General features: G+C 38.4%; 31 protein-coding genes, 1 tRNA gene and 3 pseudogenes. 29 read left to right on the top strand and 6 right to left on the bottom strand.

Translation table 11 applies throughout. From position 1 onward, the window contains the following. Nucleotides 1–66: 66 nt before the first annotated feature. From MUN88_RS04845 to rpsI, 14 genes are all read left to right on the top strand, one after another. Nucleotides 67–402, top strand: a complete 336-nt coding sequence (locus MUN88_RS04845) for a KOW domain-containing RNA-binding protein (protein ID WP_244721508.1) — start codon at nt 67–69, stop codon at nt 400–402. Further along, a complete protein-coding gene (gene infA / locus MUN88_RS04840; protein ID WP_018934234.1) occupies nt 380–598 on the top strand; it encodes a translation initiation factor IF-1 in 219 nt (72 codons plus the stop codon). Before MUN88_RS04845 ends, infA begins: the two co-directional genes overlap by 23 nt. A 30-nt stretch (nt 599–628) precedes the next feature. Further along, on the top strand, nt 629–742 hold the full coding sequence (gene rpmJ, locus MUN88_RS04835; protein ID WP_003156543.1) for a 50S ribosomal protein L36: 114 nt from the start codon (nt 629–631) through the stop codon (nt 740–742). 17 nt (nt 743–759) lie between these two features. After that, complete coding sequence (gene rpsM, locus MUN88_RS04830) at nt 760–1,125, top strand: 30S ribosomal protein S13 (protein ID WP_244721506.1); 366 nt, start codon at nt 760–762, stop codon at nt 1,123–1,125. A 22-nt stretch (nt 1,126–1,147) separates the two neighbouring features. Beyond that, complete coding sequence (gene rpsK, locus MUN88_RS04825; protein ID WP_244721504.1) at nt 1,148–1,537, top strand: 30S ribosomal protein S11; 390 nt, start codon at nt 1,148–1,150, stop codon at nt 1,535–1,537. 204 nt (nt 1,538–1,741) lie between these two features. Next, a complete protein-coding gene (locus tag MUN88_RS04820) occupies nt 1,742–2,686 on the top strand; it encodes a DNA-directed RNA polymerase subunit alpha (RefSeq protein ID WP_244721502.1) in 945 nt (314 codons plus the stop codon). Nucleotides 2,687–2,729: 43 nt separating this feature from the next. Next, a complete protein-coding gene (rplQ, locus tag MUN88_RS04815) occupies nt 2,730–3,083 on the top strand; it encodes a 50S ribosomal protein L17 (protein WP_244721500.1) in 354 nt (117 codons plus the stop codon). Between the two features lie 788 nt (nt 3,084–3,871). Next, nucleotides 3,872–5,287, top strand: coding sequence for a vWA domain-containing protein (locus tag MUN88_RS04810; protein ID WP_244721499.1), 1,416 nt, complete (start codon nt 3,872–3,874; stop codon nt 5,285–5,287). 164 nt (nt 5,288–5,451) lie between these two features. After that, nucleotides 5,452–6,285: an energy-coupling factor transporter ATPase gene (locus tag MUN88_RS04805; protein ID WP_244721497.1), complete on the top strand. Its 834-nt coding sequence runs from the start codon at nt 5,452–5,454 to the stop codon at nt 6,283–6,285. After that, on the top strand, nt 6,261–7,127 hold the full coding sequence (locus tag MUN88_RS04800; protein WP_244721495.1) for an energy-coupling factor ABC transporter ATP-binding protein: 867 nt from the start codon (nt 6,261–6,263) through the stop codon (nt 7,125–7,127). The genes MUN88_RS04805 and MUN88_RS04800 overlap by 25 nt, the downstream gene beginning before the upstream one ends. Then, nucleotides 7,124–7,921, top strand: a complete 798-nt coding sequence (locus MUN88_RS04795) for an energy-coupling factor transporter transmembrane component T family protein (RefSeq protein ID WP_244721493.1) — start codon at nt 7,124–7,126, stop codon at nt 7,919–7,921. Before MUN88_RS04800 ends, MUN88_RS04795 begins: the two co-directional genes overlap by 4 nt. Before the next feature lie 11 nt (nt 7,922–7,932). Beyond that, on the top strand, nt 7,933–8,676 hold the full coding sequence (gene truA, locus MUN88_RS04790; RefSeq protein ID WP_244721490.1) for a tRNA pseudouridine(38-40) synthase TruA: 744 nt from the start codon (nt 7,933–7,935) through the stop codon (nt 8,674–8,676). 182 nt (nt 8,677–8,858) lie between these two features. After that, nucleotides 8,859–9,296: a 50S ribosomal protein L13 gene (gene rplM, locus MUN88_RS04785; RefSeq protein WP_244721489.1), complete on the top strand. Its 438-nt coding sequence runs from the start codon at nt 8,859–8,861 to the stop codon at nt 9,294–9,296. 19 nt (nt 9,297–9,315) lie between these two features. Next, nucleotides 9,316–9,708, top strand: a complete 393-nt coding sequence (gene rpsI / locus MUN88_RS04780; protein WP_244721488.1) for a 30S ribosomal protein S9 — start codon at nt 9,316–9,318, stop codon at nt 9,706–9,708. A gap of 102 nt (nt 9,709–9,810) precedes the next feature. Here the strand turns inward: rpsI and MUN88_RS04775 are convergent. The 3 genes and pseudogenes from MUN88_RS04775 to MUN88_RS04765 all read right to left on the bottom strand — a co-directional run. Then, nucleotides 9,811–10,941, bottom strand: a pseudogene (locus MUN88_RS04775) (site-specific integrase). A gap of 100 nt (nt 10,942–11,041) precedes the next feature. Then, nucleotides 11,042–11,365: a hypothetical protein gene (locus tag MUN88_RS04770; RefSeq protein WP_244721486.1), complete on the bottom strand. Its 324-nt coding sequence runs from the start codon at nt 11,363–11,365 to the stop codon at nt 11,042–11,044. Nucleotides 11,366–11,410: 45 nt separating this feature from the next. Further along, nucleotides 11,411–11,524, bottom strand: a pseudogene (locus MUN88_RS04765) (helix-turn-helix domain-containing protein); the annotation flags it as partial. Between the two features lie 298 nt (nt 11,525–11,822). Here MUN88_RS04765 and MUN88_RS21795 point away from each other — a divergent pair. Together MUN88_RS21795 and MUN88_RS04760 are read left to right on the top strand one after the other, a co-directional pair. After that, on the top strand, nt 11,823–11,963 hold the full coding sequence (locus tag MUN88_RS21795) for a leucine-rich repeat domain-containing protein (protein WP_369809977.1): 141 nt from the start codon (nt 11,823–11,825) through the stop codon (nt 11,961–11,963). Beyond that, nucleotides 11,939–12,265, top strand: a complete 327-nt coding sequence (locus MUN88_RS04760; protein WP_244721484.1) for a leucine-rich repeat domain-containing protein — start codon at nt 11,939–11,941, stop codon at nt 12,263–12,265. Before MUN88_RS21795 ends, MUN88_RS04760 begins: the two co-directional genes overlap by 25 nt. A gap of 168 nt (nt 12,266–12,433) precedes the next feature. Here the strand turns inward: MUN88_RS04760 and MUN88_RS04755 are convergent, their stop codons facing one another. From MUN88_RS04755 to MUN88_RS21790, 3 genes and pseudogenes are all read right to left on the bottom strand, one after another. Next, nucleotides 12,434–12,532 (bottom strand): putative holin-like toxin, encoded by a 99-nt coding sequence (locus tag MUN88_RS04755; protein WP_244721482.1) that lies wholly within the window; start codon nt 12,530–12,532, stop codon nt 12,434–12,436. A 143-nt stretch (nt 12,533–12,675) separates the two neighbouring features. Next, a complete protein-coding gene (locus MUN88_RS04750) occupies nt 12,676–13,233 on the bottom strand; it encodes a site-specific integrase (RefSeq protein ID WP_244721480.1) in 558 nt (185 codons plus the stop codon). A 168-nt stretch (nt 13,234–13,401) separates the two neighbouring features. Continuing rightward, nucleotides 13,402–13,524 (bottom strand): annotated as a pseudogene (locus MUN88_RS21790) (hypothetical protein); the annotation flags it as partial. A 300-nt stretch (nt 13,525–13,824) separates the two neighbouring features. Between MUN88_RS21790 and MUN88_RS04745 the strand changes: the two are divergent. The 13 genes from MUN88_RS04745 to MUN88_RS04685 all read left to right on the top strand — a co-directional run bounded on the left by MUN88_RS04745 (nt 13,825) and on the right by MUN88_RS04685 (nt 20,296). Beyond that, nucleotides 13,825–14,328, top strand: a complete 504-nt coding sequence (locus MUN88_RS04745; RefSeq protein WP_244721477.1) for a hypothetical protein — start codon at nt 13,825–13,827, stop codon at nt 14,326–14,328. Between the two features lie 251 nt (nt 14,329–14,579). Beyond that, nucleotides 14,580–15,491, top strand: coding sequence for a S8 family peptidase (locus MUN88_RS04740; protein WP_244721474.1), 912 nt, complete (start codon nt 14,580–14,582; stop codon nt 15,489–15,491). A gap of 26 nt (nt 15,492–15,517) precedes the next feature. Then, complete coding sequence (locus MUN88_RS04735; RefSeq protein WP_244721471.1) at nt 15,518–15,715, top strand: hypothetical protein; 198 nt, start codon at nt 15,518–15,520, stop codon at nt 15,713–15,715. A gap of 127 nt (nt 15,716–15,842) precedes the next feature. Beyond that, complete coding sequence (locus tag MUN88_RS04730) at nt 15,843–16,472, top strand: sigma-70 family RNA polymerase sigma factor (protein ID WP_244721468.1); 630 nt, start codon at nt 15,843–15,845, stop codon at nt 16,470–16,472. Then, nucleotides 16,472–16,639, top strand: coding sequence for a YvrJ family protein (locus MUN88_RS04725; protein ID WP_244721465.1), 168 nt, complete (start codon nt 16,472–16,474; stop codon nt 16,637–16,639). Before MUN88_RS04730 ends, MUN88_RS04725 begins: the two co-directional genes overlap by 1 nt. Beyond that, entirely contained in the window at nt 16,632–16,877 is a 246-nt protein-coding gene (locus tag MUN88_RS04720; protein WP_244721462.1) for a helix-turn-helix domain-containing protein, read from the top strand. Before MUN88_RS04725 ends, MUN88_RS04720 begins: the two co-directional genes overlap by 8 nt. A 66-nt stretch (nt 16,878–16,943) precedes the next feature. Further along, a complete protein-coding gene (locus MUN88_RS04715; protein WP_244721460.1) occupies nt 16,944–17,186 on the top strand; it encodes a glutaredoxin family protein in 243 nt (80 codons plus the stop codon). A gap of 26 nt (nt 17,187–17,212) precedes the next feature. After that, nucleotides 17,213–17,283: transfer RNA gene (locus MUN88_RS04710), tRNA-Cys, on the top strand. Between the two features lie 242 nt (nt 17,284–17,525). Next, entirely contained in the window at nt 17,526–18,080 is a 555-nt protein-coding gene (locus MUN88_RS04705) for a hypothetical protein (protein WP_244721457.1), read from the top strand. A 427-nt stretch (nt 18,081–18,507) separates the two neighbouring features. Beyond that, a complete protein-coding gene (locus MUN88_RS04700) occupies nt 18,508–18,927 on the top strand; it encodes an RNA polymerase sigma factor (RefSeq protein WP_244721454.1) in 420 nt (139 codons plus the stop codon). Beyond that, nucleotides 18,924–19,400 carry a hypothetical protein gene (locus tag MUN88_RS04695; protein ID WP_244721451.1) on the top strand — a complete coding sequence of 159 codons (477 nt, stop codon included), beginning with the start codon at nt 18,924–18,926 and terminating at the stop codon, nt 19,398–19,400. Before MUN88_RS04700 ends, MUN88_RS04695 begins: the two co-directional genes overlap by 4 nt. Nucleotides 19,401–19,413: 13 nt before the next feature. After that, on the top strand, nt 19,414–19,779 hold the full coding sequence (locus MUN88_RS04690; RefSeq protein ID WP_079710297.1) for a YesK family protein: 366 nt from the start codon (nt 19,414–19,416) through the stop codon (nt 19,777–19,779). Nucleotides 19,780–20,011: 232 nt separating this feature from the next. Continuing rightward, complete coding sequence (locus tag MUN88_RS04685) at nt 20,012–20,296, top strand: hypothetical protein (protein WP_244721449.1); 285 nt, start codon at nt 20,012–20,014, stop codon at nt 20,294–20,296. Nucleotides 20,297–20,765 lie beyond the last annotated feature (469 nt).

The raw sequence follows: 20,765 nt of genomic DNA, 5'->3' as shown, positions 1-20,765 counted from the left end.
AATGATACTAGCGATGTACATGATGTTAATAGGTATGACGTAAAACCTAAATGAAGGTGATGATGGTTGAGCGAAACGGAGAGTTATCCCGAATTAGGTCAGGTTGTTCAAATCCTACAAGGACGCGAAGCAGGTCAGTTTGCAATTGTAATTGGTAAAGTAGACAGTCGTTTTGTCTTGTTGGCTGATGGAGATAAGCGTAAATATGACCGTCCTAAGAAGAAGAATGTCAGTCATATTGCGCCCACAATTTTTATTTCTCCTGAAGTGCAAAGAAGCCTTCTCGAAACTGGGCGCGTAACCAATGGTAAGTTGCGTTATGCTATTAATAAATTTGTCGATGAGTATCAGGCAGATTTGAAGAAGGGAGATCAACTCGATGGCGAAAGACGATGCAATTGAAGTCGAAGGTACTGTAATAGATACATTACCTAATGCAATGTTTAAAGTAGAACTTGAGAATGGTCACACCGTGCTAGCGCATGTTTCTGGTAAAATCAGAATGCACTTTATTCGAATCTTACCAGGAGATAAAGTTACGGTTGAACTTTCTCCATATGATTTAACAAGAGGTCGAATTACGTACCGTTATAAATAAAATGCTCCGATACTAGAGGAGGTATGGAAGATGAAGGTAAGACCATCTGTAAAACCAATTTGTGAAAAATGTAAGGTTATTCGCCGTAAAGGAAAAGTAATGGTAATCTGCGAAAACCCTAAGCATAAACAAAAACAAGGATAAGGAGGTGTAGTCATTCTATGGCTCGTATAGCTGGTGTAGATGTGCCGCGTGACAAGCGCGTGGTGATCGCTTTAACTTATATTTATGGAATTGGAAAAACAACTGCTCAGGAAGTTTTAAAAGAAGCTGGCGTTGATCAAAATACTCGTGTGCGTGACTTAACGGAAGAAGAATTAGGTCAAATCCGTCAAAAGATCGATAACTATAATGTAGAAGGTGATCTTCGTCGTGAAGTATCCCTAAACATTAAACGTCTAATTGAAATTGGTTCATACCGTGGTATTCGTCACCGTCGTGGATTACCTGTTCGAGGTCAAAAAACGAAAAACAACTCTCGTACTCGTAAAGGACCAAGAAAAACAATGGCTAACAAAAAGAAATAAGATAAAGGAGGTTTGCTAACCTATGGCTCGTAAAACTAATACACGTAAACGTCGTGTCAAAAAGAATATAGACACGGGTGTTGCACACATTCGTTCTACATTCAACAACACAATTGTTACGATTACTGATGTACAAGGAAATGCGGTTAGCTGGAGCAGCGCTGGAGCATTAGGATTCAAAGGTTCAAAAAAATCCACTCCATTCGCAGCACAAATGGCTGCAGAAGCTGCGGCTAAAGCAGCTCAGGATCATGGCTTAAAAACACTTGAGGTTACAGTGAAAGGACCTGGTGCTGGACGTGAAGCAGCAATCCGTTCACTTCAAGCAGCAGGTTTAGAAGTAACTGCCATTCGTGATGTAACACCAGTTCCTCACAATGGTTGTCGCCCGCCAAAACGTCGTCGAGTATAATCACAGTATATTATTTGTTAATCTGTCAATAATGGTTTATGATAACTTAATAAAGTTTTATATAGATTGTTTAAATGACACCATGCTTTCGACAGACACAACATCACAATTGCATAGTGCAGAAACGGGAACTGCCTACCTGGGGAATTTCGGTTAGACTGAGGTCTAACCGGGGTTTCGACGTTTTAGAGGAGGGTTTAATAGATGATCGAAATTGAAAAGCCAAAAATAGAAACAGTAGAAATCAGCGATGATGCTACTTATGGGAAATTCGTTGTAGAACCACTAGAGCGTGGATATGGTACTACACTTGGTAACTCCTTGCGTCGTATCCTATTATCTTCACTTCCTGGCGCTGCTGTTACATCTGTACAAATGGATGGAGCGCTACATGAATTCTCTACCGTTGAGGGAGTTGTCGAAGATGTGACAACTATTATCCTTAACCTTAAGAAGCTAGCGTTAAAAATCTATTCAGATGAAGAAAAAACGCTTGAAGTAGATGTACAGGGAGAAGGGGAAGTTACGGCTGCGGATATCATTTTTGATAGTGATGTCGAAATTTTAAATCCTGATCTTCACATTGCTACTGTTGGTAGTAATGGCCATTTAAAAATGAAGATTTCAGCACAGGGTGGCCGAGGTTATCGTCCAGCTGATTCTAATAACCATGAAGATCGTCCAATTGGTGTGATCCCGGTTGATTCTATCTTCACTCCAGTATCTAAAGTAACCTATCAAGTTGAAAATACCCGTATTGGTGAAGATGCCAATTATGATAAGCTTACTTTTGATATCCAAACAGACGGAAGTATTCGCCCAGAAGAAGCAGTTTCTTTAGGAGCTAAAATCTTTACGGAGCACATGAATATTTTTGTTGGTTTGACTGATGAAGCGAAAAATGCTGAGATCATGATCGAAAAAGAAGAAGATCAAAAAGAAAAAGTTCTGGAAATGACGATCGAAGAACTTGACTTATCTGTAAGGTCTTATAACTGCCTTAAGCGTGCAGGTATTAATACCGTACAGGAGTTAGCTCATAAATCAGAAGAAGATATGATGAAAGTTCGAAACCTAGGTCGTAAATCACTTGAAGAAGTGAAGCATAAATTAGAAGATCTAGGTCTTGGATTACGTAACGAAGATTAATGGTGACATCTTATAGAGATTTCGAACGAAGGAGGGATATTCCATGGCTAGAAAATTAGGACGTACAACGGATCAACGTATGGCGTTACTTCGTGGTTTAGCTACGGATTTAATTATCCATGAACGTATTGAAACAACAGAAGCGAAAGCAAAAGAATTACGTTCAGTTGTGGATAAAATGATTACACTTGGTAAACGCGGTGACATTCATGCACGTCGTCAAGCAGCAGCTTTCTTGTACAAGGCAGAAGCGAACGAAAACGAAGATGCAGTACAGAAGCTATTCAGCGACATTGCAAGCCGTTATGAAGAACGCCAAGGTGGATATACTAGAGTGCTTAAATTAGGACCTCGTCGCGGTGATGGTGCTAACATGGCAGTTATTGAATTAGTATAATTCCATACGTAAGATTAACAAAGCAAGGGGCAGGAGCTAATCTCTCTATGAGGTGCATCCAAGCCCTTTTTTTGTTCATTAGGAAAGCGTTTATTTGCTGCAATTCAGGTATGAATCTATGGCTGAATTAAACATTGGGTTCTTATAATACGGATTATGTAAAGTGGAACTGTATGACAATGTCTGTCATCTTGATAGGTTGAATATGCTTAGCAAAGCTCCGGAAATATGCTCCGCGTCCTGTGGGCACGGCTTCAGCTAACTTTGGAAAGAAAATTCTTTTCTTTCCAAAGTGGATCTTCAGCTCGCGCTGATTCCACGGGAGTCTCCGCATATTTCCGGAGCTTAAAGGAAGTTCTACAACGTTAGCCACAGTTATTAGCAGTGGTGCTAGGCATATTGTTATGTAAAATTCGAATGCTATTCAGCTCAAAATGCTACCTCTTTCAAAAGTTGTAGAGTACTAATCCTAGCGTAGGCCAACCACGTAGACTCCCGCGGGATGTGCAGGTGCTGAAGCTAACTTTGTGAAGTGCCTTTCTTCACAAAGTTAGCTTCAGCCGTGCCCCGCAGGACGCGGAGTGGTTGGCTAAAGCGATCTCCTAGCACATGAATTATTTCAAAATAAACACTAAGCAGTTAGTTGACATAATCCGTATTATAGGTAGCTTAAGTTATCTTTGGCTGGTTTTAGCTTTGTTACTATTTACTTATTTTGGTGGTCTATTGAAACGTTTTAGTTCCTTGGGTCGTTATAGAGTTATAACAGGACTAAGGGAGTGGGCTAATTGAGGAAATATATGATGATCTTTCTTCTCACGTTTATTACGATTGGATGTAGTGATGAAGAAACAAAGCAAACAGATGACGTAGTTGATACAAATAAAGAGGAAGAGAACGCAGCACAACAGGATAACGAAATAGACTCAAGATTATCAGAGATATCTATCAAAATTGACGAGGGTGTAATTAAACAATTAGCAGCTGGAGAGTTAACGGGTAACCTCAGTTTTGAAAAAGAAACAGAACGTACGGAATGGGGAATGGAAGAACTTGACCCAGCTTTTCTAAATGACTTAGTAGAAGCAATGCAATCTAACCTAACGGACACCGATGAACCAGAAACCCTTTTAAAGGGGCTGATTTATTATGCAGGATCCCCTTATCACAGTGAGTTACTATCTGAATTAGAAGGCTATCAACCTAACTTTCAGGAGCCCCTATTACCTCGGCCAGACAAGGTTGAGGAAGAGGAAAATAAGGCAAGTGAATATGCATATCTTTTATTAGATGCGAGTTCAAGTATGCTAATGGAGGCAGAAGATGGGTCTGGTCAGCGAATGGCTACTGCCAAAGATGCAGTCGAAAGCTTCGCAAAAACAATCGGTGAATCGACTGAGGTATCTTTAGTAGCCTTTGGACATAAAGGGGACGATAGTGATGCCGGGAAAGAAAAGTCGTGTTCGGGAATAGAGGAAGTTTCCCCTTTAGGAAATTATGAAGGCGAGAAATTCCATGAGGCGGTTTCATCTATTGATGCAAAGGGTTGGACACCACTAGCTGCGGGTATCGATAAAATCATGCAATTAAGTGCTGAACAAGAAGGAAATGTTACGGTTTATATTGTTAGTGATGGAGTAGAAACATGTGATAGTAATCCTATTGAGGCAGCAGAAAGCTTTGTAAACAATAGTAATGAGGATCGTACTGTGAATATTATCGGCTTTCAGGTTGATCAGGAGGCCGAAGAGCAGTTGATAGCAGTAGCAGAAGCAGGGAATGGAGAATACTTTGCTGCTAACAATGGTGAGGAATTAGAATCAGCCATTGAATACGAATGGCTTCCATCGCTAATAGATTTAGCTTATGCACCTGTAAACCTTGCTCCTGTTGGTTGGGAGATTCTTCACAAAAAAGAGGATATCAGTGACATCAGCAGTAATTGGAAAGCTGTTATTTCACGAGAGGATCACCGTTTTCGTTCTGTAGTCGATTCGCTAGAAGACGAAGGTTGGTTGGCTGAAGATAAAGCAAGTCAGCTGAAGGACTTACTGGAAGAACGTAAGCAAGGACTGGATGATATAAATAGTACTTTACGTGATGAAAAGAAAGCAATGGTGGACAAAGAGGCAAATGAAATAAAAGCGGAAGTAGAAGCATGGATGGAAGAAATGCGTCAATTGAGAGAGCAGGCTTCATCCTAGCAAATATGTTTTTCTCAGACTGGAACGAGAAGGCCTTTGACATAATCCAATAACATGCTCAACTATTTGTATCATGTGAAGAGATGACATATACTAACACAATATATGAAATATTTTGATAAAATATAGCTATTACCCGGGAAATATGAAAAAGGAGCAGAGCGATGGCTGCAATAGAGTTTCGTCACGTATATTTTCGATATAAAGAATCATCTCCATGGGTTTTGGAGGACTTTAACTTAAAAATAGATAGAAATCAGACGATTGCTATTTTAGGTCACAATGGATCTGGCAAATCAACGATAGCCAAGCTTGCCAATGGTCTATTAGTTCCTCAGTCAGGAGAAATCTACATAAATAACACATTGGTAACGGAAGAAACAATTTGGGAGATCCGGAAACAAATAGGTCTTGTATTCCAAAACCCTGAGAACCAATTCGTTGGTACTACCGTTAGAGATGATGTTGCTTTTGGCCTCGAAAATAGAGGTATCCATCGTGAAGAAATGTTGAAGCGCATTGAGCAAAGCCTTATTCAGGTAGAAATGGAAGATTATCAAGACCATGAGCCACATCATCTCTCCGGTGGACAAAAGCAACGAGTTGCGATAGCAAGCGTCATGGCGACACAACCAGACATTCTATTATTGGATGAAGCTACTTCCATGCTTGATCCAAAAGGAAGAAAAGAAATCTTGACAACGATTAATGTCTTGAAGCAACAGCTTTCTATTACAATGGTTATGATTACACACGATTTACATGAAATTTACCAGGCTGATCGTGTTATCATTATGAATCAGGGAAAAATATACAAGGATACAGTAGTGGATCAACTTTTTACTGATTACAAAGGGCTGCAATCGATTGGATTAACTTTGCCATTAACCGTTCAGCTTGCTATTGAACTTGAAAAACACGATTATCACTTTGCTAAATATCCATTAAATAATGAGGAGTTAGTAGACGCATTATGGACATCAGATTTGAACAAGTAAATTATACGTACCAACAGAATACTCCTTTTTCTTATCAGGCGCTTGCCGATATTAACCTTAGCATCCAATCCGGTGAATATATTGCTATTGTCGGCCATACGGGTTCGGGGAAATCGACACTATTACAGCATATTAATGGGTTGCTGCTTCCTTCAGAGGGAAAAGTGGTTGTTGGTGATTTTGTTCTATCAAAAGAGAATAAAAGGCAGAATCTGAAGAAGCTCCGTGAGAAAGTCGGTGTTGTTTTTCAATATCCAGAGCATCAATTGTTTGAAGAGACCGTGGATCGAGATATTCAATTTGCATTAAAAAACTTCCATGTGCCAGAGAGTGAACGGGAAGTGAGAGTTTTGGATGCGATTGAGAAGGTCGGTTTGTCGGAGGACATTCTAGAGAAGTCTCCTTTTGAGATAAGCGGTGGTCAAATGAGAAGAGTTGCCATTGCAGGTGTGCTTGCCATGAATCCAGATGTATTAATACTTGATGAACCAACAGCGGGCCTAGATCCCAAAGGCCAACGTGATATGATGGATATGTTTGCACAACTGCATGATGCAAAAAATATGACAACGATTCTTGTGACACACCAAATGCAGCATGCTCTACAATATGCAGACCGTATTTACGTATTGGCAAAGGGCAGTATGCTGATGGAAGGAAGTCCTGAAGAAATTTTCTCTAATGCAAATTTGCTTGAAGAAGCGAATTTGGATGTTCCGGATATTTTGGATTTAATGGGCAAGTTAAAAGACAGATTGCAAATCGACCTGCAATACAACAGACAATCTATTTCACAATTAGCGACAGAGATAGCAGCGCGTCTAAGGGAGACCAAACAATGAAATCTTATATGATAATCGGTCAGTTTTTACCAGGTAACTCCTTGTTGCATCGTTTAGATCCGCGTTCCAAATTGCTCGTTATTTTTACGTTTGTGATTGTCGTGTTTTTTGCCAATAATGCGTTAAGCTATGGATGGTTAACGTTATTCGCTGTTCTGTTAGTGGTCATGACTAAAATCGATATTCGGTATATTTTAAAAGGGATAACGCCTGTCTGGTTTTTAATTCTATTCACCTTTATCTTGCACCTGATTATTACGAAAGAAGGTCCAGCTCTTTTTGATGTAGCTGGTTTTACAGTTTACCAAGGTGGCGTCATACAAGGATTAACAATATCTCTACGTTTTTTGTTACTAGTACTGGTTACGTCACTATTAACATTAACGACTGCGCCGATGGAGATTACTGATGCCATCGAAGTACTATTCGCCCCTCTCAACAAAATTAAAGTACCGGTGCATGAGCTGGCGTTAATGATGTCGATCTCGTTGCGATTTATTCCGACATTGCTGGATGAAACAGAAAAAATTTCAAAGGCACAAGCTTCACGAGGTGTTGATTTGCGAACGGGCTCAATCAAAGAGCGAATGTATGCGATAGTTCCTCTCTTGGTTCCTTTGTTTATCAGTGCATTTAAACGAGCGGAAGAATTAGCAATGGCGATGGAAGCCAGAGGGTATCGCGGCAGTGAAGGAAGGACGAAGCTGAGGCAATTGAAGTGGACGAAGGTAGATTATATGTGTCTGTTTTTCTATCTGGTCGTGTTGTTCATCTTTTTCTATATTCGTAGTTAAGGGGACTATTTATGAGATTAAAAGCAATTATTCAATATGATGGGACAAACTTCTCTGGTTATCAGATTCAACCAAATGGCAGAACGGTACAGGGCAAATTAGAAGCCGTCTTAGCTAAAATGCACAAGGGTGAACATATTCGGGTGACAGCATCAGGAAGAACCGATCAAGGGGTGCATGCAGTAGGACAGACCATCCATTTTGATACATCGCTTACTATTCCAGTTGCTAACTGGTTAAAAGCATTAAACACGATGCTTCCTGATGATATAGTAGTAAAGGACATTTCTGAAGCACCACCTGACTTCCACGCCCGTTTTGATGTGAAGGAGAAGGAATATCGTTATTTTATTCTAAATACAAAGGAAAGAGATTTGTTTAAACGTCATTATTGCTATCATGTTCAAGTGCCTTTACAGCTGGAACGTATGCAACAGGCTGGTAAGTTTCTGGTCGGGACACACGATTTTTCTTCCTTTTGTGCAGCAAACAGTAACGTCAAAGGTGATAAAATCAGGACGATAACGGAAATATCGATTGAAGAGGATTCAGCGCAACAGATCATAATCAAGGTTCGGGGGACCGGATTTTTATATAACATGGTGCGCATTATTACCGGCACATTACTGGAGGTTGGATTTGGGCTGCGAAAGCCTGAAAAAGTGGAAGAAATAATCACCGCCTGTGACCGGTCAAAAGCGGGCAAAACCGCTCCACCACAAGGGTTATACCTTTGGGAAGTAGACTACTATTAAAAAAGTTGACAAAAACAACGATTCCTTGCGTGCAATCTATTGACATTTGGCCTATAATATTATATTATGGTCTATGGCATTTTATTTTCTAAACCACGAATAGCCCCGGAAAGTTACTCGTGTTAGAATATAAATTCGGACAAACGAAGATTAAGAAACAATGATTTAGGAGGTTACTGATCATGCGCACAACTTTCATGGCAAATGAAAATAACATTGAACGCAAATGGTTTGTTGTAGACGCAGAAGGACAGACGCTTGGTCGTTTAGCAAGTGAAGTTGCTTCAATCCTTCGCGGTAAGCATAAACCAACATATACACCGCATGTTGATACTGGAGATCATGTGATCATTATCAATGCGAACAAAATTGAACTTACAGGTAAGAAACTTAGCGATAAGTTATACTACCGTCACTCTAATCACCCTGGTGGTTTAAAATCACGTACTGCTGAAGAAATGCGTGAAAAATACCCTGAGCAAATGCTTGAACTTACAATCAAGGGTATGTTACCTAAGGGTAAATTAGGACGTAAAATGGGTAAAAAACTTCACGTTTATCGTGGAACAGACCATAAGCATGAAGCACAAAAACCAGAAGTTTTAGAACTTCGCGGATAATTAGAAGGAGGTTACTACAGTGGCACAAGTACAATACTACGGTACCGGACGCCGTAAAACTTCAACTGCACGTGTACGTTTAGTTCCAGGTACTGGACGTATCGTTGTAAATAATCGCGATGCGGAAGATTTCTTCCCATACGAAACTCTTCGTACAATCATTAAGCAACCTTTAGTTGCAACGGAAACTGAAGGTAGCTATGATGTATTAGTAAACGTTGATGGTGGAGGTTTCACTGGTCAAGCTGGTGCAATCCGTCACGGCGTTGCTCGTGCATTATTAGAAGCTGATCCAGAATACCGCACAACACTTAAACGTGCTGGATTCTTAACTCGTGACGCGCGTGCTAAAGAGCGTAAAAAATACGGTCTTAAAAAAGCTCGTCGTGCACCACAGTTCTCAAAACGTTAAAAACCTTATATATCAAGGGTTTACCCTCTTTGCTCTTATACAGCAGAGAGGGTTTTTTATATCTGAATGTGGAATTGAATACCATTTGAATAATATCCAAAGTTAAAAATTCATGTACTTCTGAAACATCTCAGCTGTTTTCTCCTTCGCTTCATCGGTCACATGAGTGTAGATATCCATCGTGGTTTTAATATCTGTATGACCAAGTCGGGCTTGTACATCTTTGATCGAAGCCCCGGCAGCAAATAACAAACTGGCATGTGTATGCCGAAAGGCGTGAACATTTACTTGAGGTAGATCTGAGTTCTTTTGATAAATTCGTTTCAACCTTTCATTTAAATAAACTTTTCGACAATAACTCATTTCATGTTTTAACTGATTAAAGACCGTAAAGATGGGCTATTGATCTTCCGTTTGAAAAGGCACGTCAAGTTCTAACTTCAAATAGCGTTGCATTTGTTTGCTACGCCATTTCTTTAAGATTGTCAACGTTTCATCATCCACGCTAACCACACGACGAGAGGCTTTTGTTTTAGTAGTCTGAAGCTGCTTTTTGCCGTTTATGTGAATTAATGTCTTTTTCAAACTGATTGTCCTTTGGCGGAAATTCACGTCAGACCAATGCAAAGCATACAGTTCCCCTTTGCGTGCTCCTGTGAAGGCGAGTAGCCGAAACATGGTATAAGTCATGTCGTCGTCTTGAATCGAGTCTAAAAATCGTTTGAGCTCATCTTTCGTGTAATAATACTTTTTCTCTTCCAATTCAGCGTTATACTCTATCTCATGTTTAAGTTTCGGCAATGTGACATATTCCATCGGGTTGCGCTTAATAATATCCATTTTCATTGCATATCGAAAGACCAAGTTTGCTTGTATCTTATAGTCATTAAACGTTTTAAGTTCTTGTGCCCAAGCATTGATAACTTTTTGACAATGCAATCGCGAAATGTCCTTTATTTTGTATGGTCCGAAGATCGGAAGTATCCTTTTTCTGAATTTGCATTCCATTACATACACCGTATAGGGCTTTACTTCTTTACGATGCTGCTTAAACCATTCCTCAAACACTTGTTGGAAGGTCATCTGTTCATTTTGACGGTGACCGAAGTCATTGACTTCTACCATTAGTTTAGACAGGGCAACTTTTGCATCCTTTTTTGTTTTAAATCCTCGGCGTGTCGTTCTCTTCGGCTCTCCAGTGAGAGGATTTATGCCTAAATAAGCATTAAACATATAGGCGGTGGTACCATTTTTCTTTGTGTACTTTTTGATGGTTGTCAAAATCGTTTCCTTTCCAATACGCTGGCAGGCTATATATAGGAAAGATAAATAGTTATTCAAAAAAGAGTTCTAGTATATTTCTAACTTTTTTACGTTTTTCTTCTGTTAGAAATGCATTTTTATAGTACAAATCAATTTTCATATCAAGAAGGTCATGAAGGTCAAATAATCTTCTTCTTAATTCGTCGTCTGATAATTCTTTAATAGTTTGCTCTCCGTTTCCTACTTCCATCTTCTCTGTACACGGAAGATTTACTTCTATTTTTTTTTCTTTATTTATAAACTTTTCATCTTTAAATTGATGCTCATTCTTTTCAAGTTTAACTGTACCATTCTCAACGTCTATATAAGAATAAGAGTAGCCGGCTAAATTCATTAGATAAATAGGTGAAATGTCTAACCCTACAGCAAGTGTTCTTAATAATGATGGTTTAGGTAAATCTTTATAACCGTTTTCGATTTGAGATAAATATGAATCTGAGTAACCAGTTCGAGCTTTTAAGTCGAGTAAAGTTAATTTTTTTTCCTTCCGAATCTCCTTGAGTTTCGCTCAAGTACGCTACAATTTTATAACATCATTTGGAAGAGGTGTATTTCTATTTCGCTTATGTTTTATAGTACAATAAAAAACACCAATAAGTAGAGCGGAGAGTGAGTCTGTAATGATTAATTTTAAAACGACGAATGCGCGTTATTTTCGTTTTGATGAGTTTCGTAGAGAAATTATTGATTATAATTGAGAGGACCGGAACGTGGTCATCCCGCCCGAAATCGACGGGATGTAAGTTTTGTCTATCGGGTCGGACGCGTTCTGGAATAAAGGGTTAATATCCGTGGTGCTACCACCAACATTAACCGTGATTGGGTTTTACGCGTTTGCGTTTAATCATTTAAAAGACGTACGCATCCAAGAGGGTGTCGCCTTAATCGAGGACGGGGCGTTCCGTTCATGCACAACAAGTTGGAAGTATTAAGAATCGGCAAGAATCTGTTTTCAATTCCACATGCGGGATTTTGTCACAATAATCTCACACGATTAATTCTTCCGGAAAATACACAAGAATTGCAAGCTGAAGCACTTAGTGATAATCCGATCACAGAAATTATCTTTGAAGGGGCGCCGGCGTTTATCCACCGACATGCTTTTCATCTCGGCACGCCGGAGATGGCCCATGTGGCGATTCGGGGACATTTAGCAAAAGACCTTAAGACATTATTACAACATCATGCAAAACACATCAATGAATACCGGGCGTTATCTGCGCGTGATAAATAACGGGTTTCTTTTTCGTAAAAATGTGGTATACTAAGTATAACAAAAGACATACTAAAAAAGACCGTAGCGGTAACTGCGGTCCCTAGATACTCATCCTTTGAATAGGGGATTGGCGATATCTAGTTCAAACCAGAAAATAGCCCTTACCCATTTGACTAGAATAGGGGGCTATTTTTTTGCGTTCACAATAGCGACAACGACAGCAATTAGCGCAATGATCATCGTCGAAAACGAGATCATGAGTGTTAAAGCCTGGAAAGTCCTCATGGCATCACCACCTTTGGGGATAACACCAACCACCCTATCCTTTTGGTACAGATGTCGAATGAGTACCTGTCCCATATATTCCAGTCTATTTCTTTTGTTTTTCTTAATGAATTCCTGTGATAACAAGATTTGGGAACGTTTTATTATTGTTTAAAACCATCTGATGATAAGGCGTGCTGCTTATAACGACGCAACGAATACCGGTGCGTCAAATGAAAATGTGCCAGGATTTCTTCCTCTGATCGACCTCTTTCAATATAGTCGAGGATACAGCTATTTCGTAAATGTTTGGCTGACAGTTTCCGAAGCGTCGCCAGTTGCACTTCGTCTTTAATCATTTCTTGTATGCTTCTTGCCGATAGGCGCTTTGGTTGATCCCTTCTATAATCATACTGATAATCCTTACTCCGATTGTTAAATGCAACAAACAATGGTTGATCGGATTTCCATGTTGGTTTTTTGAGGGGATCGATCGTTTGTAAATAGTCACGGATATAGGTCATGTGTGCCTTGGGTAACCTATAGGTTCTACGATAACCCTCTCCTTTTATTTCGATGAGGGATTGAGCCAGGTTCACGTTGTTCATGTTTAGCATAGCGATTTCTTTTGGTCGAACTCCTACATATCGCACAAGATACACGATGGCTACATTGCGAGGAATGAGTGTGTCTCGTGCAACCGATGAAATAGGTCGCTGCATGGATCGGAGCAGCTGGTTCATTCCTTCGCTTGAGATAAAGTCACGGGATTGCAAAGGGTCCGCACGGTAGGCTTTCTCATGCTGACTTGCGTCGATTTTTATGTGATAAAATGCCAGGAACCGACGCACGGATGAAATGTGACGCTTGATTGTCGTATCACGACAATGGCTTGCTTGTAAATGTGTCGTATAAGCGTCGATCTCTACGGTGTTTTGACTAAACAGGTTTTGTGGTTGGTTGGAATCCCACCATGTAAGAAAGATCTGCAGGTCTGATTGATATCGCTGGATCGTCCCGGGTTTCTTTCCGTCTTTTTCGATAGCGATTAGATAACGATTGGTAATTCAATGATTGTCACTACCCTTCATCAAAATTTCACGCATCCAATTTAATTATAGTGTACTACATCGTTCTCACCATGAGAAGTGGATATGTGGATAGTTGTCTCTCGGCATCTATGACGAAATATTTGTTTAGGTTCTTTAATAAATTCTATTTTATGGTAAAATGTCAATATATTAGGGGTTGCATGTGACCGTACAGAAGATTGATTCGAATAGGTTTGTTTTCGTATTGTTATGAAAAGGTGGTTGAACGATTTGAAGATAAAACTCTTACACGTAAGTTATTTTGGTGCGCTTGTTGCCTTGTCTTTCTTGTCTTTTTTTATACTGCTCGGGGCGGGGTTTGTTGGAAATATCAATGTGTTTATATTATTGATTCCTTTTGTTTTGAGCGTGGCGTGGCTTAGTGATTATATTTGGCGTTTTCTAAGTATGAAATCGAAAGAAGATAAATTGCAGTTAATTGAACCGGCAAAAAACGGGGCGTTTATTCTTTTATTTCTTTCTGGTGTTTTAATAGTGTATGGTTTATTTCTAACCACTCTATTTCCGACTCCAATAGAGGATGTACCACCATGGCTGTTTTTAGGAATACCTGTTATGTTGCTTTTGATGTGGTACGGACTTTTGTATAGGTATACGAAAAATAAAACGGATAAAATCCAAATGGTATTCGGTTCGTTTTTGGTTATCGTTTCTTTGGTGTACGCTTATAAAATTTGTGACTTTTATGTGTTGCAGTTTTTGTGATAGAAATACGTATTCTTTGATGTGTCCATTGAGTGTGTACTAATAGCACCAATAATGAAAAAATCTCACTAAACGTGGGATTTTTTTGTTTTCTATCTTCTTTTTCATCCACTTTTTGCCGTATATAGAACACGTTTTTTCCGCTGTTGTACCATCTTTTTAAAATAAATAAGAAAATTTGTAAAAAAAATAAAAAAAGGTTGTATATTGTATCCTTATTTCTCCTTTATATGGTAAAAGTAGGGATTTATTTGTCTGATGTTGTCATTCAGCCTATAAAAATAGCAGAAGCTCCATCCACCAATGAGAAAATACCGTCTAATATCCAAAAGATAGGCGTTATTACTAAATGGAAGCAAGGTTATACAGGAAAGAATGTCGTTGTAGCTGTATTGGATACAGGGTGCGATACGAGTCATATTGATTTAAAAGAAAGAATCATAGACGGTCGGAATTTCACACAGGACACGAATAGTGATCCAGATGATTACGAAGACCTGAACGGTCACGGTACACATGTGATCGGAACATTAGCTGGATCTCTTAATGATGAGGGCATTGTGGGTGTGGCCCCAGAGGTAGACGTTTTGGTCGTTAAAGTGTTGGACGAACATGGCTCAGGGTCCATACAAACGTTAATCGAAGGTATGCGTTATGCGATGAGTTGGAGAGGTCTGAATAACGAAAGGGTTAGTGCTATTTCTTTATCATTAGGCGTAAGAGAGAAATCTCGCGGCTTACAACAAGTCGTACACGAAGCGCGTTCCAAAGGGATATTTGTCATCGCAGCTGCCGGGAATGATGGCGATGGGGATATAGAGACGATCGAATATCGTTGCCCTGCATGCTACGTGACACCGATCGTGGTCGGCGCATTAAATAAAGAGAATGAGATAGCGGTCTTTTCCAACACGAATCGATTTATTGATCTTTATGCACCAGGTGTAACCATATACTCGTCGTATATCAATGATGAATATACAGCTTTGTCAGGGACATCTATGGCAACACCCCATGTGGCGGGAGCCATCGCGATACTCGTGCAGGAATTTAGAGAAACGCACGATAGAGAACCTTTTTATGAAGAAATTTTGGAATGTTTGTTTCATAGCTCCAAGGCGATCGATCGAGAGGCGACGATCCGTATGTTAGATTTTGCGTAAATTCACAGGAAATGAGGGGTTGGAAAATGAATCAAGATCAAAAAGAACGTTTATTTCGATGTTTTTGTGAAGCTAGAAAAACACAAGGATTTTTTTCTTCTTGTTTGGATAAAAGCAGTACGAAAGAGGAGAGAGATGTGTTAATTGAATTGGTTCAAGATTACGCGAGAGCTTCCAATAAAATAAAGGATTATTGCCTTGAGAATTACCATAATAACCCATAATGTGGTAAACTAGTATTAAACGTTATAAATGCATACAAATTCCATTTCTTGTCGTTTACGAAAAGAACTTGGTATTTTTTATACACCAAATAAGAACATACGTTCCTGTTTTTATCAAAAAAAGGCGGTGTTTATTATTAAATTAGCAGATACAAACGATGTTCACTGTACTACCGAATTGCAGCGATTTGTAGAAGAAAACGCATCGTTATTCGAACACAAAGTCGTCAAGAATTTCTTGAAAGACGAAAATCACCAACAATTATTGAAAGATGCCATATGTTACCCTTCGAAACAACATGATGTAGCGTTAGATCTAGCATTTAAAAAATATTATTTTAATGCCAGGTTTACGACGTACATTTCCAAAACCTTTTATTTCTACGCGCTTAACTTCGATAAAGCGCATCGAACCAGAAATGAACGATACACGCTAATGATGGACAAGCCGATGAAAGAGGAAAACGGAGCGACTTTTAAAGAATTACTGGAAGATACTACGGTCCGGGTTTCTTTAGATGAGATGATTAACAGCTATTGTATGGAGGACCACGTAGAATCTGCGTCGTTGTATGAAGCGGTTACAAAATTATCGAAAAAACAAAAAGAAGTGATTGATTTGTATTATGTGCGAGCTTTTTCGGAGAAGCAAATCGGCAGAGCCTTAAATAAATCGCAGCAGGTGGTGTCTAAATTACATCGAAAAGCCTTGGCGAATATATGTCGTTATATGCAGTGTGAGGGAGGTAGTTCTTAATGGTTGTTGAAATGCCACAATGGATTTTGGTTCTAAGTAATTTTGGCTTTCCCATTGCGATTACCATATACCTTCTGACTCGTTTTGAGAAAAAATTAGAGAATTTAGAGAATGTGATTATTCGATTATCGGATGCCATTAAAGAAGGGAAGAAAAATAATGAGTAACGAAACATTGTATGAGTTGGCCCAGAAATCAAAAGAAGATCGTGCCCAAATCGAAAAAATAGTGGAGCGATTTGAACCGAAAATAAAAAGTTCCTTAACGCTTACCTCCCCACCCGTACGAGAAGATTTATATCAAGAGTTACGGTTGAAGTTGATTGATATTATTTTGAATTATGACATCGATAGCACCCCGGGGTTTTGGCGTTTGCAAAAAGATTTACGAAAAAATGAGGTGTAAAGGTTGTAAAAAGTGTCAGTGAATGTTCTTTATTAGGATAGATAGAACAAAGGAGGTTGATGGTTCATGAATGTCATTGTTTATTCTCAACAGTCATGCGGTCATTGTCAAAGACAGAAAGCGTTTTTGGAACGACAAGGTGTCGATTTTATTGAAAAAGACATCAATCAAAGCAAAGAAAACAGAGATGAGTTCTTAGCATTGGAAGGAAGAGGAACCCCGTTGACGGTTGTCAAAGACGGTGAAAAAGTCATTACTACGATTACAGGCTTTAATCAGCAACAATTAGTGCAAATTTTAGAAATGTAAAGAGGAGATTTACCTCTTTACATCATGGTGGCATGGCCAAGTGGTAAGGCAAAGGTCTGCAAAACCTTCATCCTCGGTTCGAATCCGAGTGTCACCTTTACAATAGAGAGAAATCTCTATGTTTTGGATGCAAGGGAGGTGAAGTGTAACGGATGAAAAAAAAGAATGCAGTGAAGGCGCAGTATGAAATTTATTGCACGAAATTAAGAGAGTGTTGCGCAAGTGAAGAGACTTGTGAGGGAGAGGTTAAATACTACCCTTCAATGGATAGAACTCTTCTTAATAAGTGTGGGTGTTCATGATTTAATAAAAAAATATTCTCAAGGAGTGACGAAAAACATGAAAAATACAATCAAGGGAAAGTATATGGAAGATGACCGTCAAATCATTAATGAGGCGTTAAAGAATGAATCATTTAATAGGTTGATTCAAGAAATGGATTCAAGAGCAACGATATCTATTGAGTACAATCATCCAGTTTTAGCTTATGAATTTGAACAAACGATCAGCAGCGAGACACTTAAAGGCCAGTTCGTAGTATTTGAGTCGAAGGATGGAAAGACAAGGCTCCGATATGATAAAGCGATCGTGGGTGATAAAGCCAATAGCGTGGTTTCAGGTAAAACCATCGTTCAAGAGAATAACAAAAACGTATTGAAAGGTTTGGCTATTATTAATGGTGAGAAACATTGGCTGGAAGATCAATTCAAGGATGCATTGGATGATATACCTGATTTAGAAGATGACCAGACATTGGAACCTCAAGGCGAGTCCGAAGATGTAGAGGCTATGGCTGGATTCTGTCTATATGATTTTCCAGAGTTTTACAACCACTGCGGTCCAGATTGTGGAGATGGTTTATCGTTAGGCGGAGGAACACCTATTAATGGATAAGATACCTGCTGTCGAGCACATGATCGTTGCTGGAGAGAATTTGGAGAAGGAGATTGTGAATGCGATGCGATTTTAGTCGGGTGTGCTATAGATTATACAGATACCTATCCAACCAATGCGTCTGCTGTAATTGGCTGGTTTGGAAATGTGAATAACTGTTAGATCGGAAAGAGGTATTCAAGCGAATACCTCTTTTTTTTGTATTTAAAATGCAATAAACAGAAAATATTTTTTATGTAAAAAATTAACTGTTATACTTAAATTATATTGGATGTTTTTAAAAAAATTGCAACGTTATTTGGCGTTAATCGTCTTATTATTAGAGGGAGAATAGAGGGGTTTCATTATGTGACGGGAAAAACCATTCGATTATATTGAAAAAGTTTATCATGAAAATTATTCAATTTTACGGAATTTTCTTATAGGTTTGACCAAAAATGAAAATGTGGCTGAAGATATTCTTCAAGATCTATTCACTCGTATTCTGTTCAACCCTGAAAACATTTTTAAGGTGACGTATACCAGAAGCTGGTTGCTCACATGTGCTAAAAATGCATTCCTCGATTATTACAAAAAAAAGAAACCCGTTTTATTAAACGATGAAGAATTAATCGAGCAATTACTTATAGAACCAACATCGACAGAAAAAGAAGTATTAGTGAACCATCAATTAGAGACATTATTGAATACATTAGATCCGATTGACAAGGCGATTATATTGGCGAAAGAATATTATGGTTATAGTTATTTAGAAATGGAACACCTTTTCAATTTAACGACACCAAACCTTAAATCAAAAGTATTTCGTATCAAAAAGCGACTGGTAAAAATGGAGGTGAAAAAATGAACGATGAAGAAAAAATTCATACACTTGTTCAAGAATTACTATTTATGGAGAAAGAGGTAGATGAGAACGTAAAAGGTATTATTCATGACCATGTGAATACTTGTGAGGAATGCCATCATTTACGCGCAGACATTAAAAAAACCGAAATACCAACTATTGATAACAGTTCGAGTAAGGCCCATATTACGCCTTTGAAAAGTTTAAGAAAATTAAATATAGGAGTATTGGTCTTTACGATACTTGTAAGGATCGGTGTTCTTTTGTATATCGTTTATGGAAATTCTTTCGAAACGTATCCTTCTTTATTTGAAGATGTGTTACAAGCGAGCATTACGATATTTTATCTTCCGTCCGCTATTTTTCTGTTGCTACTCACGTTTATTTTTTTAAAACCAAAAATCTTTGTAGGTTTTTTAGTGTTTGACGTTGGCGTTCTTTTGTTTGGTAGTCATTTTATTTCCTATTTCATATAAGGAGGATACGTATATGTTGTTCGTTTATATTTTGTTGGGTTTTTTTCTGGGGTTAAATGTCTTGTTTTACAGTTATCTGAAAATCAATAAAACAAATTTTTTATTTATACCCCCGGTCATCGTCTTTTTGTTAGCGATCCTTTGTACTGGGTATGGGTTACTAAGCACAGATAATGGTTGGGAAGGGATGACCTATGGCATTATTGGTTTTGGTATCGTGCTTTCTTCTATTATAGGTGTGGCATTAGTACCTGTTTTGTACAAATATAATATTAATTCACTCGATAAAAAGATAAAAAGGTATACGATGATCATTTTAGGTTTATGTTTCATTTTGTGTTTTATATTTGTGTGGTTCCCTGGGTTAATTAATTATTAAGAAATAGTCCTAACAATAATAAACACGATCGTATAAGGGTTTTTTGTATACGATTTGCAATGAAGAAAGGAAAAAGAAAATAGTAAACACACCCAAAACTATAGCAGAACGATTGATAATTACTTACAAATTGTTTGTTTTAAGAGATTTAATTTCCTTTAGCAATTATAGAGATTGTGAATGATTGTTATCAAACTTGTAGAATAGTTAAATATTTTAAGGAGTGATTTATTTGAAAAAGTTTTCTTGGTTAAGCTACTGGTCATTAATTTTAAGTATATTTTCAATGCCGTTTTTATTTGCATTGATGTATGGAATAATAAGAATCCATCCTTATTTCGGTTATTTTCTTGTTTCATTGTCCATCATTCTATCTTTGATTTTTGGTTTTATGGCTATTTCTAAAAGTATGGAAAGAAATTCTCTTGCGACTTTAGCAATAATAATCTCAATAGGAAGTGGGGCATTTTTCATCTTTGCCTTATTAATGTCCCAAATGAGTGGTCCAACTGGATAATTTTCCATATCGTTCAGGTTACACTTTTCAACTAAGGGGCAGGCGCGACAAGTTCTGTGACAAGCGTTTCTAACGTGAAATACAGGAAATTCTTTAAATTGAATGCTAACTCTACAAGGGAGGATAGGAAAGATGGAACCATGTTTCCTGAAACTGTCCCGTCAATACTCCTACGTGCGCTATGATTAACAGGTCATAGGGTTCGAAACACAGGTAGATTCGGTTGAACAAAGGCTGAAGCCAACCAGATTAAAAGGTATGCCAACGGATGGACGCCGAATGCCGGGAAACTAGCATGTTCAGTGCGGAGCAAGGGAAGAGCTGGAGATAACTTCAAATGCTTTCCTATTGCTAACTTATTTCCATTATTATTCTTTAACAATACAAGAACTTTTGTAGGATAGAAATGCATTGCTAGTGATTCTTATTTTAATAATGAATTAGACGAGGCGGTACAAACTAAAAGGCC

Source organism: Gracilibacillus caseinilyticus (assembly GCF_022919115.1).
GTDB lineage: Bacteria > Bacillota > Bacilli > Bacillales > Amphibacillaceae > Gracilibacillus > Gracilibacillus caseinilyticus.
Note: the sequence above shows the minus strand (reverse complement) of the source record. Positions and strands in the feature narration are given on the sequence as shown.

Excerpts from the sequence above, each read along its gene's own strand:
- infA (WP_018934234.1), top strand. The coding sequence starts at position 380 with ATGGCGAAAGACGATGCAATTGAAGTCGAAGGTACTGTAATAGATACA.
- rpmJ (WP_003156543.1), top strand. The coding sequence starts at position 629 with ATGAAGGTAAGACCATCTGTAAAACCAATTTGTGAAAAATGTAAGGTT.
- rpsM (WP_244721506.1), top strand. The coding sequence starts at position 760 with ATGGCTCGTATAGCTGGTGTAGATGTGCCGCGTGACAAGCGCGTGGTG.
- rpsK (WP_244721504.1), top strand. The coding sequence starts at position 1,148 with ATGGCTCGTAAAACTAATACACGTAAACGTCGTGTCAAAAAGAATATA.
- MUN88_RS04820 (WP_244721502.1), top strand. The coding sequence starts at position 1,742 with ATGATCGAAATTGAAAAGCCAAAAATAGAAACAGTAGAAATCAGCGAT.
- rplQ (WP_244721500.1), top strand. The coding sequence starts at position 2,730 with ATGGCTAGAAAATTAGGACGTACAACGGATCAACGTATGGCGTTACTT.
- MUN88_RS04805 (WP_244721497.1), top strand. The coding sequence starts at position 5,452 with ATGGCTGCAATAGAGTTTCGTCACGTATATTTTCGATATAAAGAATCA.
- MUN88_RS04800 (WP_244721495.1), top strand. The coding sequence starts at position 6,261 with ATGGACATCAGATTTGAACAAGTAAATTATACGTACCAACAGAATACT.
- MUN88_RS04795 (WP_244721493.1), top strand. The coding sequence starts at position 7,124 with ATGAAATCTTATATGATAATCGGTCAGTTTTTACCAGGTAACTCCTTG.
- truA (WP_244721490.1), top strand. The coding sequence starts at position 7,933 with ATGAGATTAAAAGCAATTATTCAATATGATGGGACAAACTTCTCTGGT.
- rplM (WP_244721489.1), top strand. The coding sequence starts at position 8,859 with ATGCGCACAACTTTCATGGCAAATGAAAATAACATTGAACGCAAATGG.
- MUN88_RS04770 (WP_244721486.1), bottom strand. The coding sequence starts at position 11,365 with ATGAATTTAGCCGGCTACTCTTATTCTTATATAGACGTTGAGAATGGT.
- MUN88_RS04760 (WP_244721484.1), top strand. The coding sequence starts at position 11,939 with ATGCACAACAAGTTGGAAGTATTAAGAATCGGCAAGAATCTGTTTTCA.
- MUN88_RS04755 (WP_244721482.1), bottom strand. The coding sequence starts at position 12,532 with ATGAGGACTTTCCAGGCTTTAACACTCATGATCTCGTTTTCGACGATG.
- MUN88_RS04750 (WP_244721480.1), bottom strand. The coding sequence starts at position 13,233 with ATGCAGCGACCTATTTCATCGGTTGCACGAGACACACTCATTCCTCGC.
- MUN88_RS04735 (WP_244721471.1), top strand. The coding sequence starts at position 15,518 with ATGAATCAAGATCAAAAAGAACGTTTATTTCGATGTTTTTGTGAAGCT.
- MUN88_RS04725 (WP_244721465.1), top strand. The coding sequence starts at position 16,472 with ATGGTTGTTGAAATGCCACAATGGATTTTGGTTCTAAGTAATTTTGGC.
- MUN88_RS04720 (WP_244721462.1), top strand. The coding sequence starts at position 16,632 with ATGAGTAACGAAACATTGTATGAGTTGGCCCAGAAATCAAAAGAAGAT.
- MUN88_RS04715 (WP_244721460.1), top strand. The coding sequence starts at position 16,944 with ATGAATGTCATTGTTTATTCTCAACAGTCATGCGGTCATTGTCAAAGA.
- MUN88_RS04705 (WP_244721457.1), top strand. The coding sequence starts at position 17,526 with ATGAAAAATACAATCAAGGGAAAGTATATGGAAGATGACCGTCAAATC.
- MUN88_RS04695 (WP_244721451.1), top strand. The coding sequence starts at position 18,924 with ATGAACGATGAAGAAAAAATTCATACACTTGTTCAAGAATTACTATTT.
- MUN88_RS04690 (WP_079710297.1), top strand. The coding sequence starts at position 19,414 with ATGTTGTTCGTTTATATTTTGTTGGGTTTTTTTCTGGGGTTAAATGTC.